The following is a 15725-nucleotide window of genomic DNA, read 5'->3' as shown; positions in this document are numbered from 1 at the left end:
CGCCGCCCTCCGCCGCGGGGAACACCGGATTCACACAACTCCACACCAGCTCAACCACCGGTCCCATCAGGTCTTATGCCGGAATGTGGAACGCCGTGCTAGAATCCGGCACGGATCATGCCCACGACTCCGGAAGGGAGTCGATAAGTGAGCACGACGAAGCCACACGACTGACGGGGGGCACCGGAAGTGGAAATGAAGAGCGTCACCAGGTCGCTGCGCATCCTGGAGGCGGTCGCCCAGCACCAGCCCGTGACCGTGGGAGAGCTGACGAAGCTCTTCGGCCTGCCCAAATCGACCGTGCAGCGCACGCTGGTCACGCTCAACGAGGCGGGCTGGCTGCGAGCCAACCGCAGCGACACCACCCGCTGGGAGATCGGCGCCCGGGTGCTCGCCGTACGGCCCGCCGCCCTGCAGGGCTCCAGCCTGTTCGCCGCCGCCCGCGAACCGATGACCCTGCTCCGCGACACGCTGAACGAGACCATCCACCTGTCGGTACCCGACGCCCTGCAGTGCATGGTCGTGGTGGACCGCGTCGACTGCGACCACGCCGTACGGACCTACCACGCCATCGGCGACACCTCCCCCCTGCACGCCACGGCCACCGGACACGCGGTCCTCGCTCATCTGCCGAAGTCCGAGGTCGACGAGTTCACGGCGGGCACGCTCGAGGGTTACGGCGCGGAGACCATCACCGACCCGGCGGAGCTGCGCGCGGAGCTTCAGCGCGTCAGAGACCGTGGATACGCCGTCAACCACAACCAGTACCTCCAGGGTGTCTGTGCCATCGCGGCACCTGTCCTGGACGGTGACGGCGTGCCGCTGGCCGCCGTAGCCGTCTCCCTGCCCGACTCCCGCTTCGAGCCCGGCCGACTCGCCGAGCTGGGCCGGCTGGTGACCGGCACCGCGGCGGAAATCACCGCCCGCCACCTGCGCTGAGGGCGCCGGCCCCGGGCCCGGCGCAGCCGCGCATCACTGGGGAACGACAGCGGGCCGGCCCGAACCGCGTTCCCCTGCGCTGCACGACGCCCCGCGCCCCCTGACCGGTGCGGACCCCCGCAGCGGCGGCTCCTGTCGGGCCACCCTGCGCGCAGTACGCCCCGTGCCCGACCTCACGTCCGCAAGCGGCCGTCCGGCTGGGCGAAGGCGGGCCGCCTCCGCGCCCGGCCAGGAGGACAGGTCAGCCGGGCACGGGGGGCCCGCGCGGTGCGCGACGGGGCGTATGTCAGGGCAGGACCACCGCCGTCATCGCACGGGCACCGCCAGGTACTGGTACTCCAGGAACTCGTCGATCCCGACCCTGCCGCCCTCGCGGCCCAGCCCGGACTGCTTGACACCGCCGAAGGGCGCGGCCGGGTTGGAGACGAGGCCGGTGTTGAGGCCGACCATGCCGACCTCCAGGCGTTCGCTGACGCGCAGGGCGCGGTCGAGGCCCTCGGTGAAGACGTAGCCGACGAGGCCCCAGGGGGTGTCGTTGGCGCGGCGGATCACCTCGTCCTCGTCGTCGAAGGTGAGGATCGCCGCCACCGGGCCGAAGATCTCCGTGTCCATCAGGTGGCTGCCAGGGTCGACGTCGGTGAGCACGGTAGGCGGGTAGAAGCAGCCCGGACCCTCGGGCGTGCGGCCGCCGACGAGCACCCGGGCGCCGCGCTCCACCGCGTCGTCGACCAGCTCCGCCACCTTGGCCCGCCCGGCCGCGTCGATCAGCGGGCCGACATCGACCCCGTCCCGGGTGCCGGGCCCCACGACGAGCGTGCCCATGCGCTCGGCCAGCCGCCGCCCGAACTCCTCCGCGACCGACCGGTGCACGAAGAAGCGGTTCGCGGCTGTGCACGCCTCGCCCATGTTGCGCATCTTCGCGACCATCGCGCCGTCCACGGCCACGTCCAGGTCGGCGTCCTCGAAGACGATGAACGGCGCGTTGCCGCCCAGCTCCATCGAGGTCCGTACGACCGTGTCCGCGCACTGGGCCAGCAGCAGCCGCCCGACCTGCGTGGAGCCGGTGAAGGAGAGCTTGCGAATCCGCCCGCCGCGCAGGAGCGGTTCGCACACCTCCCCCGCACGGGAGGTGGTGACGACGTTCAGCACGCCGTCCGGCAGCCCGGCCTCCTTGAGGATCGCGGCGAGGGCGAGGCTGGAGAGAGGGGTCTGTGGGGCCGGCTTGAGCACCATCGTGCAGCCGGCCGCGATGGCGGGTCCGATCTTGCGGGTGCCCATGGCCAGCGGGAAGTTCCACGGGGTGATCAGCAGGCAGGGGCCGACCGGGCGGCGGGAGAGCAGCATGCGGTTGCGGCCGTCGGGCAGGATTCCGCCGCCGCCGTCGATGCGTACGGCCTCCTCGGAGAACCAGCGGAAGAACTCGGCCGCGTACGCCACCTCTCCCCTGGCCTCGGCGAGCGGCTTGCCCATCTCGGACGTCATGAGGTGGGCGAGGTCGTCGGTGCGCTCGAGGATGATCTCGTAGGCACGCCGCAATATCTCACTGCGTGCGCGGGGCGCCGTACGGGCCCACTCCTCCTGTGCCTGGACGGCCGCGTCCTCCGCGAGCCGGGCGTCCTTCGGTCCCGCGTCGGCGACATGACAGAGGATCTCGCCGGTCGCGGGGTCGTCGACGGGCATGGTGGCACCGTCCGCGGCGTCCCCCCAGGACCCGCCGATGAACAACTGCGTGGGTGTGTCGGTCATGACGTCTCTCCTGGTTGAGCGGCTTGATCGGCGGCGGGGTCGAGTAGTTCCGCGAGGTGCAGGGCACGGATGCCTCGGTCCCCGGCGAGGTGGTCGATCTGGGTGGCGCAGCTGAAGCCGTCGGCCACGACGACGGTCGGCGTGTCCTGGTCGATGCCGTCGAGGCGTGGCTTCAGGGCCAGGTCGGCGACGGCCATCGAGGTGTCATAGTGCTGCTCCTCGAAGCCGAAGTTCCCGGCGAGTCCGCAGCAGCCCTCGGCCTCGTCGACCTTGCCCACGCCCAGCCGGCGCAGCAGGTCGGCGGGGTGACGGCCCTTGAAGGTGGCGTACTCGTGGCAGTGGGTCTGCAGGACGACGTTGTCCGGCAACGCGGGCCGGCTCCAGTCCGGGGCGGCCAGGTCGGTCAACGCACCCGTGAAGGTGTGGACGCGGTCCGCGACCCGACGGGCGGCATCACTCCCCAGCAGTTCGGGCACGTCGCGCTTGAGTGCGGCGGCACAGCTGGGTTCGGCCACGATGATGGGCCGCTCGTCGCCGTTGTCGAGGTGGGCGACGGTACGGGCCATGATCTTGCGGGCCACGGACAGCTGGCCGGTGCTGACCCAGGTCAGACCGCAGCACAGGCCGTCCTCCGCCGTGCAGGGGAGTCCGGCGTCGGCGAGCACGCGGCTCGCGGCTCCGGCCACCTCGGGACGGAAGGCGCGGGTGAAGCTGTCGACGAAGAGAAGGACTTCCGCCGGTTCGCCGGTCTTCGCATTGCGCAGCACCCTGCGCAGGGCGTGCCGGGAGGCAAAGGCGGGGATCCTGCGCTGCGTGGTCACGCCTCCGAGACGGGCGAGGAGTCGGCCGAGCGGTCCTCGTAGCAGCGCGTTCAGCGGGCGGGCGGCGTATCCGGCGAGGGCGGAGGTCAGCGGCAGCCAGCCCAGCGAGTAGTGGGAGCGGGGCCGGATCCTGCCCTTGTAGTGCTGGTGCAGGAACTCGGCCTTGTACGTGGCCATGTCGACGCCGACCGGGCAGTCGCTGGAGCACGCCTTGCAGGACAGGCACAGATCGAGCGCGTCGCGGACCTCCGTCGAGCGCCAGCCGTCCTGGACGGTCTCCCCGCGCACCATCTCCTGGAGCAGGCGGGCCCTGCCCCGGGTGGAGTCGTTCTCCTCCCCCGTGGCCCGGTAGCTCGGGCACATCACACCGCCCACGTCGCTGCGGCATCGACCGACGCCGACGCAGCGGCGGGCCGCGCCCGCGAAGCCGTCCTCGTCGTGCGGGAAGGTGAACTCCGTTACCAGGGGCTGGATCTGGTGCAGCGCGAGATCGGCGTCGAGCGGGGCCGGTGCCACGATGACGCCCGGGTTGAGCAGCCCCTCGGGGTCGAAGACCTCCTTGAAGGCGGCGAACGCCCGGATCATCCGGTGGCTGTACATGACTTCCAGCAGCTCACCGCGCGCCCGCCCGTCGCCGTGCTCACCCGACAGCGAACCGCCGTGCGAGACGACGAGCGCGGCCGCCTCGCCGAGGAAGCGGCGGGTCGCGGTCCGGCCGGTGTCCGTGGCGAGGTCGAAGTCGATGCGCACATGGACACAGCCGGCACCGAAGTGGCCGTACAGCACCCCGGTCAGGCCGTGGGAGACCAGCAGCTTGCGGAAGTCCCTCAGGTAGGCGGCCAGGTTCTCGGGCGCGACCGCCGCGTCCTCCCAGCCGGGCCAGGACTCCCCGCCGTCCACAAGACGAGCCGCGAGCCCGGCCCCGTCCTCGCGGACCCTCCACAGCGAGCGCCGCTCGGCAGCGCTCTCCACGACCCGCCCACCGGTCATCCGGCCCTGCGCCTTGAGCGCGTCCAGCAGTTCGGCGGCACGGGTGTTCACCGTGGCCTGGTCGTCGCCGTCGAGTTCGACGTACAGCCAGGCCCGCCCCTCGGGCAGTCCGGTCACGGAATCCGGGCCGCGCCGGGCGCGCATGGTGGCGACGATCGCCTCGTCCATGCCCTCCACCGCGGTCGGATTCCAGCGCAGGATCTCCGGCACGTCCTCGGCCGCGTCGACGACGTCGTCGTAGCCGAGCGTGAGCAGCGCGGAAGCCTGTGCGGTCGCCACCAGGCGGACCGTCGCTGCGGTGACGACCGCACAGGAGCCCTCGGTGCCCACCAGGGCGCGGGCCATGTCGAAGCCGTGCTCCGGCAGCAGGTGGTGCAGCTGGTAGCCGGAGACCTGACGCGGGACGCGGCCCAGCTCGGTCCGGATCGGCGCCAGGTTGTCGCCGATCAGGCGTCGTACGTCCGCTTCGAGGCGGGCGACGTGGTCGGTGTCGCCCGGGTCGACCGGGTGCAGGCCGGTGCGGTCGGCGACGGCCCGCACGCCGTCGGCCGTCACGATCTCCAGCGCCTCGATGTGGCTGCTGGTCCTCCCGTGCCGCACGGACCTGTTCCCGCACGCGTCGTTGCCGATCATGCCGCCGAGGGTGCAGCGGCTGTGCGAGGACGGGTCGGGGCCGAAGGAGAGCCCGTGCAGGGCGGTGGCGCTCTGCAGCGCGTCGAGGACGACTCCGGCCTGGACACGCGCGGTCCCGGCGGCCGGGTCGATGTCCAGGATTCGGTTCATGTACCGGGAGAAGTCCAGGACCACTCCCGGCCCGATCGCGTTGCCGGCCATGCTGGTGCCGCCGCCGCGGGCGGTGAGCGGGACGCCCGTCTCCTTGCAGGCCCGCAGCACCGCGACCACGTCGCCGGTGGAGCGGGGGAAGGCCACGGCCCGCGGAGGGACGCGGTAGTTGGAGGCGTCGTAGGCGTACTGGCCGAGGGCGCCCGCACCGGATTCCACCCGCAGGCCCGGAGCCGTCTCGGCGAGCCGGGCGGTCAGCCACGCCACGCTTTCACTCATCGTGCCGACGCTCCCGATGTGCCTGCCTCCACCGCGGTCGCCCACGCCTGAAGGCCCTCGTCCACCGCCGCCTCGTCGATGACGAGCGCCGGGATCATCCGCACGACCTGGTTCCAGGCCCCGCACAGCAGCAGGAGCAGCCCTTCGTCCACCGCCGCGCGCTGGACCCGAGCGGCGGTCTCCGGGTCGGGGCTGCCGTCCTCCGTGACGAACTCGGTGGCCAGCATCAGCCCCAGGCCGCGTACGTCCCCGATGGCCGGGGTCCGGTCGGCCACCGCCTCCAGGCCGTGGCGCAGCCGCTTGCCCATCGCCTCGGCGTTCTCGACGAGCTTCTCGCCGCGTACGACGTCGAGGGTGGCGACGGCCGCCGCACAAGCCACGGCGTTGGCGCCGTACGTCCCGCCCTGCGAGCCCGGCCACGCCTTGGCCATCAGCTCCTCGGAGGCGGCGATGCCGGACAGCGGGAAGCCACTGGCCAGGCCCTTGGCGGTGACGAGGATGTCGGGGGTGACGCCGAAGTGGTCGTGGCCCCAGAAGCGGCCGGTGCGGCCGACGCCGGTCTGCACCTCGTCGAGGATCAGCAGGAAGCCGTGGCGGTCCGCGCGCTCCCGCAGGCCCTCCATGAATGCGCGGGTCGCGGGCACATACCCGCCCTCGCCGAGCACCGGCTCGACGATGATCGCGGCCGTGTCGGCGGGCGACGAGATCGTCTGCAGCGTGTAGTCCAGCTCACGGAGCGCGAAGCGGGTGGCGGTCTCCTCGTCCCAGCCGTAGCGGTAGGCCGAAGGGAACGGGGTGACGACCACACCGCTCATCAGCGGCGAGAAACCGGAGCGGAAGCGCGTGCCGGAGGTGGTCATCGAGGCGGCGGCCACGGTACGGCCGTGGAAGCCGCCGTGGCAGACGATGACGTTGGGGCGGCCGGTGGCCTGGCGGGCCAGCCGCAGCGCCGCCTCGACGGCCTCGCTGCCGGAGTTGGTGAAGAACAAGCTGTCCAGACCGACCGGCAGCACCTCGCCGAGCTTGTCGACCAGCTGCCGCAGAGGCTGGTGCATGACCGTCGTGTACTGGCCGTGGACAAGCCGGCCGACCTGCTCCTGCGCCGCCGCCACGACCTTGGGGTGGCAGTGTCCGGTACTGGTGACGCCGATGCCGGCGGTGAAGTCGAGGTAGCGGCGGCCGTCCTCGCCGTAGAGGTGGACGCCCTCGCCCCGGGCCGCCACCACGGGCGTGGCCTGGCGAAGGTGCGGCGACAGTGCGGTCATGTTCGTCTCCCGGCCTCGGTGTTCGGTCTGCTGCATCCCGAGCATCTCCGTGAACCAGGGGTGCGCCAACGTGCGATCTGTCCGGTCGGGCCGCGACATCCGGACGTTGTGTCAGCCTCATCGGGGCATGCCGGGTGCCGATCGCTCACGGACCGCTCTTGCGCAGGTCAGCCACGCTTGTCACAGTGGCCGGACACTCCCGGGCGCTGAGCCGTGCTCGAGCAGGGGACCCCATGGAGACACCGTGAACGACAACCACCCGGCCGGCCATGGGCCCACCCGCGCACTCACCGTCGCCGACGTCCTGGCCCTTCCTGTCCTGGCCGCCGGGCAGCCTCAGGTCGTCACCGGTATGGCCCACCTGGAGCGGCCGGTCGGGTGGGTCCACATCACCGAACTGACCGACCCCGCGTCCTTCCTCAAGGGCGGCGAACTCGTCCTGACCACCGGAATGCCGCTCCCGGACGACGTACCGGGCGTGCGCAGGTACGTCGACGAACTCGCCGACGTCGGGGCCGCGGCGCTGGTCATCGAACTCGTACGTCGCTATCACCGCCCGCCGGACGCACTCGTGGACGCCTGCCGCCTGCGTGGCCTTCCCCTCGTAACCCTCGCCAAGGACGTCAACTTCCTGGAGGTCACCCAAGTCGTGCACGCCCTCCTGCTCGGCAACCAGGCGGACGCGATGCGCCGCACCCAGCGCATCCACGAGGCGTTCACCGCCCTGACCCTGCGCGGTGCCGGCCCGGAGGACGTGGTGCGCGCGGCGGCGGAGATGAGCGGCCGCACGGTCGTCCTGGAGAACCTGGTGCACCAGGCACTGATCTGCGAACCCTCCGGAGGCACGCTGGAGGAGGCGCTCACCGGTTGGGAACAGCGCTCCAGAGCCACCGGGGCCGACGACCACACGGCGACATGCGGCCCGGCGGGCTGGCTCACCGCACCCGTCGAGTACCAGGGCGAGCGCTGGGGCCGTGTGGTCATGCTCCCGGCCCGTGCCGACGGCCCCGCCTTCGGGCCGGAGGAGATCACCGTGCTGGAGAGGACCGCGATGGCACTGACCGTCGCCCGCCTCATCCATTCCACCCCCTGGGAACGCACCGCCCACCGAAACGCCCTGCGAGACCTGGTCGACCAGCGCCACCGCTCCGCCGAGGACGCCCACGCCCGCTGCGCCGCACTGGGCCTGCCGACCGACCGAAGCCGGTTCGTCGCAACCCTGGTGGACCTCCGCGCAGGCAGAGGGGGGACCGACACCGAGACCCGCCTGCTCCAGGAGCTCCGGACGGCAGGCGTCTCGGCCCTCGTCGGCGAGCTGGCACCCGGCCGCCTCGGCATCCTGTTGGCTCTCCGTCCCTCCCAACCCTGGCGCCCCATCGTCGAACGACTGTGCAGCACCGCACTCGGCCTGGCCCCACAAGCAGTGGTGAGCGTCGGCTCGGAGATCACGGAACTCTCCGACACCGCCCGTTCGTTCCGCGAGGCGGCCCGCGTCGCCGAGGCCACTCCACCCGGCCAGCCCCTCCCCCCAGACCGGTCCTTCCACGAGCTGTCCGACATCGGCCTGGCACGCCTGCTGTACGCCCTCCGCGAGGACACCCGGATCCAGGAGTACGCCGAACAGCAGCTCGGGCGACTCATCGATCACGACACCCAGCACGGCACCGACCTGCTGACGACCCTGCGCCACTACCTCGACGCGGCCGGCAACAAGACCACCGCCGCACGCCGGGGCGGCCTCTCCCGCGAAACCATGTACCAACGCCTGCGCACCATCGAGCGTCTCCTCGACCGCGACCTGGAGTCCGGCGAACAGCGCACCGAACTCCACGCGGCTCTCATGGCACTCGATGTGCTGCGAGCCCACTGACGGGCTGCGGCTTCGGCAGCGCTACTCCCACCACCGGCCTGGTCACACCAAGGCTACGAGAGGCACGACCGCACGGGCTTGCGTCGGTCTTACCGAGGACGCGCATCAAGTGGTCACGGTCGCTGAACGCTGTCCTGTGTCAGGAGTCAGGCCCGGACCCGGGACAGCATCCTCTCCCGCCCGTCACAGCCCCTCCCCCAGAAACACAGAGCATGCTCAGTGCCCAGGTTGCTTCACCACCAGTGCGGTGCCTCTCGACGGCAGTACGACAGGGCACCTACGCGGTGGTTGCTGGTTGGCACGACCATGTAGTAGGCCTGATCGACACGCTGTCCGCCGGACGAAGGCACTTGACCGACCCACTGCGGCTACAGGAGCAGCTGCTTCTGGCGGCAGAAGACGGCCCACAGCCGTTCGGGACCCTGGTAGGGCGCTGCAGCCTGGAAGCCGTTGCCCGGGCTCATGCGATCCATCTGTTGTGGCACGCCAATTGGGCCTGCAGATTTCTGGCCCTCTGACCGACGCGAGCACAATCCGCCTGTCCCTCTCTCGCCGCCCGGCGACCGGGAGTTGGTGACAGTGACCGCTGCAGTTGCCTGGGACCTCTCGCCGGGAAACGAGTTCGTCGTGAACGGCGTGCCGTGGACAGTGGAGGCATTTCAGCCCCAAGTCGGAAAGGTGGTGCTGGTCCGGCCCGAGCATGAGGCATGGAAGACGTCGGTACGGCAGTTGATGCACCATCCGAACATCCGGCCGTCGACACGAACGAGGAAGGACCTGCCGGCCGCCAGCCGCGGGCGGCAGCCAAAGGGCGTTCTCGATCTGCCGCCGAGCAAGCGGCCCCTCGTGATGTTGCGGGTGGACCATTTGCGGGAGGTGGAGACCGGGTTTCGCAGCGGTGATCCGCTGAACGCGCTCCCCGGAGAGCCGAAGCCGCAATACGACCCGAACTCCACCACGTTGACCGAGCGCCGTCATGCCAAGGTGCGGGAGCTGCGGCAGGACACGATACGCAACCCGGATCTGGCCGCCGCCCACTGTTTGGACAAGGTCAGCTACCGCACTCTGATCCGCTGGGATCTGGACCGCCGCCGCTTCGGGCCGGTGGGATGTGCGGACGACCGGTGGCTGCGGGAGGCGACCGGCCGTCAGATCTCAGCCGCGGTACGTGAGGTGATCTTTGCGGTACGCCACGAGACCCTGCACCGCTCCAAGCTGACAGCAAAAGACCGTGAACGGCTGATCCATCAGTACGTACGCGAGGAGTTCGGGAAGGACGAGCCGGTACCCAGTTACGAAACCCTCCGGGTCGTGTGGAAGGAGTGGTTCGGATCAACCGGAGCCCGTCAGCGCTTTGCCGTTTCAGCTGCACGGGCTCAAGCGGTGGCGACAGGTCGGCACGTGGTGGTCAGTCGGCCCGGGCAAGTAGTGGCGCTCGACACGACGGTACTCCCGGTCAAAGTCCGTGAGCAGGTCTTTGGCGACCCGGTGTCAGTGCATCTGACGCTGGCTCTGGACGTATACACGCATTCGATCGTGGCTTTCCGGCTCACGTTGGTCTCGGACACCTCGGTAGACGTCGCCATGATCTTGCGGGACGTCATGATGCCGCTGCCCATGCGCCCGGACTGGGGCGAGGAGATGGAGTGGGCCTATCCCGGGGTCCCCGGCAGCGTGATCGCGGAATTCACTGATGGCAAGGTCGCTGGGCTACCGTTCTTCGCCCCGGAGACCGTGACCACCGACCACGGCTCGGTGTACAAGAATCACCACCTGATCGAGGTTCAGCGGGTGATCGGCGCGACGATCCGGCCGAGTCGGGTGCTGCGGCCGCCCGACAAGCAGGCGGTGGAGCGGGCCTTCGGCGCGATCCAGTCCCTGCTGTTCCGGATTCTTCCGGGCTACCAGGGCGTCGACAGCTCAGATCGCGGCATCGATCCGGAAAGTGACGCATGCATCACCGTGGCGGAGATGGAGCACTTGATTGCCACCTGGGTCGTCAGGACATGGCAGAACCGCAGGTTCGGTTCCTACTACTCCAGCTGTAGATCGTGATCTTCGTGGTCGTGGAGTGGCGTGGAAGAGATGACGCCAGTGAGCCGGGGGTCCCTGCCGAACAGTGCCGGTCAGGGACACCCGTCTCCGAGCGGGTTATGAGGTCTCAACACCGCCTGACGGCTGCATTGCCGGGCGGAGGAAGGTCCGGTCGAAGCGGTGGATGCAGCGGGTCTCCTTGCTGAGCTGCCAGAGCTGCTGAGCCTCCGGATCGTGCCGGATGGCAGCACGGTAGTCCTCGTAGGCAGCCAGACTGGGGAAGGAGAACAGGGCGTAGGCGATGTCGTTGGCTCCTTCGTGCGGCAAGAAGCAGCCGTGGTGCGTGCCGCCGAAGCGGGTGACGATTGGGATCCACCCCGTCACGTACGTCTCGAACGCGGCAGTCTGGCTGGGGTCGATCTCGTAGCGCAAATGACAAGTGATCATGTGAATATTCTTCCTGGCCCGGTGGGTGCCCGGTACGGATCGAGCGCTGAGTGCCTCGGCAGCGGGCTGGCCGGCATGCGGTCTTCATGGTTGGAGGGTCGCTTGGCGGTGGTAGTGGCTTGCGCGGGCGCGGGCTTGGTGGCGACGGCGCCAGATCGACCAGTGCAGCCGGTGTGCCACGTCGAGGACAGGCCGGACAACGAGTGTCGTGAACAGGCGCTGGATCTCGTTGCAGGTCAGCGGGATCAGGCCGTCCGGGGCTGGGTCCTGAGCGCGTTCGGCGGCAGTGGCCGCGGCGAGGAAGGCGTGGGCGAGCATCGCGAGAGTGACCCAACGGTGCCAGGACGTCCAGCGTCTGACCTGGTGCTCGTCCAGTCCGGCCAGGCCCTTGCCGGACTGGAAGGTCTCCTCGACCGTCCATCTGCGTCCGGCCACCCGCACCAGGGTGGACAGCGGCACTCGGTTCGCTGAGTAGCAGCGGTAGAAGGCGAGTTCACCGGTGCTCCGGTTGCGGCGGACGAGTAGATGGCGGTGACCGGGGACAATCGTCGGCGATCTCGGCCAGGGCCCAGTCGTAAAAGCGGTGGCCTTTAGCTCCAGCTCCCGCGGACAGCTTCTGCCAGGCTCGCTTCGGAAGCTTCTTGACCAGGGCATCGGCGCGGAACCTGCCCGCCCGGGTGGTGATCTGGTGGTCGCAGGCGACGGCGAGGACGTAGCCGAGCTGCCGTTGCTCCAACGCGGTCCGCAGGCGCGGGTTGCCCCCGCAGACCTCGTCGCCGGCCACCCAGGAGACGGTAACTCCGGCGTCCAGTGCGCGGCCGATCATGCGTGCGGCGAGTTGGGGCTTCGTGGCGAAGCCCACGGTGCCAGGAATCCCGGCGGCCTGGCAGCGGGCCAGGTCCTGGGTCCAGGAGCGCGGGACATACAGTTCCCGGTCGACCGCCGCGTGCCCGAGGGGGGGTGGAGTAGGCGAGGTAGACAGCGACCTGGCTGTTTTCGATGCGTCCGGCGGTGCCGGTGTATTGGCGCTGGACGCCGTCTGTGTGCGTGCCCTTCTTCAGGTCGCCGGTCTCGTCGACGACCAGCACCGCGTCGTCGTCCCGCAACTGCTCGATGACGAAACCGCGGACGTCGTCGCGGACCGCGTCGGCGTCCCACTTGGCTCGGGACAGCAGGTGCTGCAGACCGTCCGGGGACGCGTGTCCGGCGTGCTCGGCAAGCGTCCAGCAGTTCTTGCGCGGCAGGTCCGACATCAGCCCGAGGACGAACTGCCGTGCCCGGCACCGCGATTCCACCCGGGCAAAGCGCCCCGCGATGCGGCCCATCAGGGCCTCGAACATGTCCTGCCAGCGGGCAGGACCTATGCTGTGACCTGCGGCCACCGCCTGATCTTCTGTCTTCACACACCGATGATCACCGGTGGCCGTACGCGTTCCCTGACCGCCCTCGACCAGCAAGATCACGATCTACAGCTGGAGTACCAGGCGGATACGGAGACTCCTGAGCTGGAACTGACGGTGTCCGGCGACGATGCCGAGACCCATTTGCTGGCACTGCGCGACTGGCTGGCGCTGGAAGACGCCCTTCGTGGCCGTCTGGAGTTGCGGGGCTCCGCGCCCGGAGTCGGGCCACATGGGAGTGGCCCTCGACGTGGTGGCGGTGGCACTGGGCCCCCTGGTTGACCCTGAAGAACCTTCAGTTTCCGCGAACTCGCGGGACCCTTGGGGTATCGCTGAGGCAAGCCCAAAAGGGGCCACGGGATGCTCTTGAGGCCCGGAAAGCCCCGGTCCGTCACCCATATTCGGCTCAGTGTCGATGGTGGTGATGTTGACCATCGTCTTGGAGCCTGGGGTGGGTTGTGACCTCGATCGAACGGACCGCGTATCCGCGGTTCAAGCGGCTGATCACCGCGCACGAGCTGTATCTGTTCTTCTCTCCGACGCGCGATGAGCTTCAGTGGGCATGGAATGCACGGACTGCGATGAACATCGCTGGCCCTGTTACTGATGCTGATGCTGATGCTGATGCTGAAGTCGTATCAACGCATGGGGTGCTGCCCGAAGCTGGAGGACGTCCCGGAGCAGGTGGTGGACTTCGTCCGGCGCCAGGTTGAGGTGCCGGAGGGAGCGCTGCCTGTGTACCAAGCGGAGAAGACCACCAAAAACCACCGTGGTGTGGTCCGCAAGAGCGTCGGGGTGCTCTACGAGCAGGCGGAGGCCCGGCGGACCTGATCAACATCGCGCTGGGAGAAGGTGGTGGATGCCGGGCTGGATCTGCCGGCGTTCTCCACCTTCGACGCGATGGCCTCGAAGGTCTGCCGCCACGTGAACACCGCGATCTGAGTTGGCGTCCAGGGCCGGATCAGCCCGGCGGAGCGGGCCGGCCTGCTGCGGCTGCGGCTGCGGCTGCTGGAGGAACGCGACGCGGAGGGCACGACGCTGTTCAACCGGCTGAAGAAGCCCGCGCAGGGGCCCAGTTGGTCGCACTGCGGACGAGGGGGGTGCGCCAACGAGATGGGGCGTTTGCGTCGATCAGTCGACCAAAGGCTGCCTGGGTCGAGGGCCACGCGCCGCGCTAGACCTTGCACACCACCCTCGTTTCGAGGGCGCGGCCCCGGGGACCGCGCCTTCAACATCGCGAGGGCTCCGCCCTACGCGCCCCGGCCAACCTCTGGAGAGCACCCGAGGCGAGGCAGCCAGCCGCGTCACTAACCTGACCGGTCAGCACATCTAGATCTTCGGGCCCGCTAAGCCTCCAGGCCTTCCAGGATCATCGCGTTGGCCAGGCCGCCCGCCTCGCACATCGTCTGGAGGGCGTAGCGGGCGCCGCGTGCGCGCATCGCGTGGACGAGGGTCGTGGTCAGCCGGGTGCCGCTCGCGCCGAGCGGGTGGCCGAGGGCGATCGCGCCGCCGTGCACATTGACCTTGTCGAGATCGGCCCCGGTCTCCTGACGCCAGGCCAGGACGACGCTGGAGAACGCCTCGTTGACCTCGAACAGGTCGATGTCATCGAGGCGCAGACCGGCCCTGCGCAGCACCTTCTCGGTCGCCGGGATCACGCCGGTGAGCATCAGCAGCGGGTCGGATCCGGTGACGGCGAAGCTGTGCAGCCGGGCGAGCGGGCGCAGACCGAGGCGGGCCGCGGTCTCACTGGAGGTGATCAGCACGGCGGAGGCGCCGTCGTTGACCGGGCTGGAGTTCCCGGCCGTCACGTTCCACTCGATCTGCGGGAAGCGCTCGGCGAACGCGGGGTCGTAGAAGGCGGGCTTGAGTCCCGCGAGGACCTCCGGCGTGCTGCTGGGCCGTACGCACTCGTCGCGCGAGGCCCCGCCCAGGGGCGCGACCTCGGCGTCGAAGAGACCTCGCTGCCAGGCCTCGGTGGCCCGGTGGTGGGAGGAGGCGGCGAAGGCGTCCAATTGTCCGCGGGTGAGGGACCACTTGGCGGTGATGAGTTCGGCGCTGATGCCCTGCGGGACGAGTCCCCCGGGGAAACGCGCGGCGACACCCGGGCCGAACGGGTCCTTGCCGGGCGGCACGTTGGACCACATCGGCACCCGGCTCATCGACTCGACCCCGCAGGCGACGACCAGGTCGTACGCCCCCGACATGACTCCCTGGGCCGCGAAGTGCACGGCCTGCTGGGAGGAGCCGCACTGCCGGTCGACCGTGGTCGCGGGCACCGTCTCCGGGAAGCCCGCCGAGAGCACGGCGTAGCGGGTGGTGTTCATGGCCTGCTCGCCGACCTGGTCGACGGTGCCGCCGATGACGTCGTCGATCAGCGCGGGGTCGACACCGGAGCGCGCGACGAGGGTGCGCAGGGTGTGGGCGAGGAGTTCAACGGGGTGGACATCGGCGAGGGAGCCGTTGGGCTTGCCCTTGCCGATCGGGGTGCGTACGGCTTCGACGACGACTGCGTCACGCATGTGCGGCCTCCACAGTGGGGCACGAGGGCGACTACCGGTGAGTAGGAAATCCAAACTCACCATAACTCGGTAAGTCTGAAAACCAAACCCACCACCGATCGCGTCCTAGACTGGCCCCATGGCCGCCACCAAGGACTCCAAAGAGCCCCGCCCCTGCTCGATCGCCGACACGCTCGCCCTCGTCGGTGAGAAGTACTCCCTGCTCGTCCTGCGGGAGGTATGTCTGCGCAACGGCCGCTTCGATCAGTTGGTGCGCAATATCGGGGCCCCGCGCGACGTCCTGGCCACCCGGCTGCGCCGCCTGGTCGACGCCGGGATCCTCACCAAGCGCGCGTACAGCGAGCGCCCGCAGCGCTTCGAGTACCGGCCCACACCGGCGGGCCTTGAGCTGGAACCGGTCCTGATGACCCTGATGGCGTGGGGCGACCGCCATCTGCGCACGGCCGACGACCGCCCCATGGTCGTCGAGCACTCCTGCGGCAACGAACTCGTCCCGACGGTCACCTGCGCGACCTGCGGCGACCGGATCCACCACGAGGATCTCATCGCCCACCCGCAGGCCCCGGGGTGGACGGTGGCGGGACCGACAGCGGCATAGCCGGGCAGTCGGGGCAGCGGGGCTCAGGTAG

10 protein-coding genes and 1 pseudogene are annotated in these 15725 nt (G+C 69.9%); 5 read left to right on the top strand and 6 right to left on the bottom strand.

Annotated elements, in window-relative coordinates:
* Positions 1–195: 195 nt before the first annotated feature.
* Positions 196–939, top strand: coding sequence for an IclR family transcriptional regulator (locus tag IE263_RS42900; protein WP_189943553.1), 744 nt, complete (start codon positions 196–198; stop codon positions 937–939).
* Between the two features lie 306 nt (positions 940–1245).
* Here the strand turns inward: IE263_RS42900 and IE263_RS42895 are convergent, their stop codons facing one another.
* From IE263_RS42895 to IE263_RS42885, 3 genes are read right to left on the bottom strand one after another with little or no spacing between them, the layout of a single operon-like run.
* The gene (locus tag IE263_RS42895) at positions 1246–2685 is read right to left on the bottom strand and encodes an NAD-dependent succinate-semialdehyde dehydrogenase (RefSeq protein ID WP_189943552.1); all 1440 of its coding nucleotides are present in this window, start codon (positions 2683–2685) and stop codon (positions 1246–1248) included.
* Positions 2682–5558: an FAD-binding and (Fe-S)-binding domain-containing protein gene (locus IE263_RS42890; protein ID WP_189943551.1), complete on the bottom strand. Its 2877-nt coding sequence runs from the start codon at positions 5556–5558 to the stop codon at positions 2682–2684. The genes IE263_RS42895 and IE263_RS42890 overlap by 4 nt, the downstream gene beginning before the upstream one ends.
* On the bottom strand, positions 5555–6823 hold the full coding sequence (locus IE263_RS42885; RefSeq protein WP_189943550.1) for an aspartate aminotransferase family protein: 1269 nt from the start codon (positions 6821–6823) through the stop codon (positions 5555–5557). Before IE263_RS42885 ends, IE263_RS42890 begins: the two co-directional genes overlap by 4 nt.
* Before the next feature lie 244 nt (positions 6824–7067).
* On the opposite strand from IE263_RS42885, the gene IE263_RS42880 reads away from it, so the two are divergent.
* Both IE263_RS42880 and IE263_RS42875 read left to right on the top strand, forming a co-directional pair.
* Positions 7068–8693 carry a PucR family transcriptional regulator gene (locus tag IE263_RS42880; protein ID WP_229911484.1) on the top strand — a complete coding sequence of 542 codons (1626 nt, stop codon included), beginning with the start codon at positions 7068–7070 and terminating at the stop codon, positions 8691–8693.
* Between the two features lie 579 nt (positions 8694–9272).
* Positions 9273–10748, top strand: a complete 1476-nt coding sequence (locus IE263_RS42875) for a DDE-type integrase/transposase/recombinase (protein ID WP_189943548.1) — start codon at positions 9273–9275, stop codon at positions 10746–10748.
* Between the two features lie 96 nt (positions 10749–10844).
* Here the strand turns inward: IE263_RS42875 and IE263_RS42870 are convergent, their stop codons facing one another.
* Positions 10845–11174 carry an NIPSNAP family protein gene (locus IE263_RS42870; protein WP_189731912.1) on the bottom strand — a complete coding sequence of 110 codons (330 nt, stop codon included), beginning with the start codon at positions 11172–11174 and terminating at the stop codon, positions 10845–10847.
* Between the two features lie 84 nt (positions 11175–11258).
* Positions 11259–12499, bottom strand: a pseudogene (locus IE263_RS42865) (IS701 family transposase).
* 681 nt (positions 12500–13180) lie between these two features.
* On the opposite strand from IE263_RS42865, the gene IE263_RS49190 reads away from it, so the two are divergent.
* Positions 13181–13405, top strand: coding sequence for a DUF4158 domain-containing protein (locus tag IE263_RS49190; RefSeq protein ID WP_229911483.1), 225 nt, complete (start codon positions 13181–13183; stop codon positions 13403–13405).
* A gap of 515 nt (positions 13406–13920) precedes the next feature.
* Here IE263_RS49190 and IE263_RS42855 read toward each other — a convergent pair.
* A complete protein-coding gene (locus IE263_RS42855; protein ID WP_189943547.1) occupies positions 13921–15096 on the bottom strand; it encodes a thiolase family protein in 1176 nt (391 codons plus the stop codon).
* Positions 15097–15214: 118 nt separating this feature from the next.
* Between IE263_RS42855 and IE263_RS42850 the strand changes: the two genes are divergently transcribed.
* A complete protein-coding gene (locus tag IE263_RS42850; RefSeq protein WP_189943546.1) occupies positions 15215–15694 on the top strand; it encodes a winged helix-turn-helix transcriptional regulator in 480 nt (159 codons plus the stop codon).
* Positions 15695–15725 lie beyond the last annotated feature (31 nt).

The sequence above is a fragment of the Streptomyces aurantiogriseus genome (assembly GCF_014649375.1).
In the GTDB taxonomy this organism is placed as follows: Bacteria; Actinomycetota; Actinomycetes; order Streptomycetales; family Streptomycetaceae; genus Streptomyces; species Streptomyces aurantiogriseus.
The sequence above is the reverse complement of the archived record's forward strand: the minus strand, read 5'-3'. Positions and strand labels throughout refer to the sequence as shown.

What these genes read in the sequence shown, in the direction of transcription:
- IE263_RS42900 (WP_189943553.1), top strand. Translation starts at nt 196, where the DNA reads ATGAAGAGCGTCACCAGGTCGCTGCGCATCCTGGAGGCGGTCGCCCAG.
- IE263_RS42895 (WP_189943552.1), bottom strand. Translation starts at nt 2,685, where the DNA reads ATGACCGACACACCCACGCAGTTGTTCATCGGCGGGTCCTGGGGGGAC.
- IE263_RS42890 (WP_189943551.1), bottom strand. Translation starts at nt 5,558, where the DNA reads ATGAGTGAAAGCGTGGCGTGGCTGACCGCCCGGCTCGCCGAGACGGCT.
- IE263_RS42885 (WP_189943550.1), bottom strand. Translation starts at nt 6,823, where the DNA reads ATGACCGCACTGTCGCCGCACCTTCGCCAGGCCACGCCCGTGGTGGCG.
- IE263_RS42870 (WP_189731912.1), bottom strand. Translation starts at nt 11,174, where the DNA reads ATGATCACTTGTCATTTGCGCTACGAGATCGACCCCAGCCAGACTGCC.
- IE263_RS49190 (WP_229911483.1), top strand. Translation starts at nt 13,181, where the DNA reads ATGCTGATGCTGATGCTGATGCTGAAGTCGTATCAACGCATGGGGTGC.
- IE263_RS42855 (WP_189943547.1), bottom strand. Translation starts at nt 15,096, where the DNA reads ATGCGTGACGCAGTCGTCGTCGAAGCCGTACGCACCCCGATCGGCAAG.
- IE263_RS42850 (WP_189943546.1), top strand. Translation starts at nt 15,215, where the DNA reads ATGGCCGCCACCAAGGACTCCAAAGAGCCCCGCCCCTGCTCGATCGCC.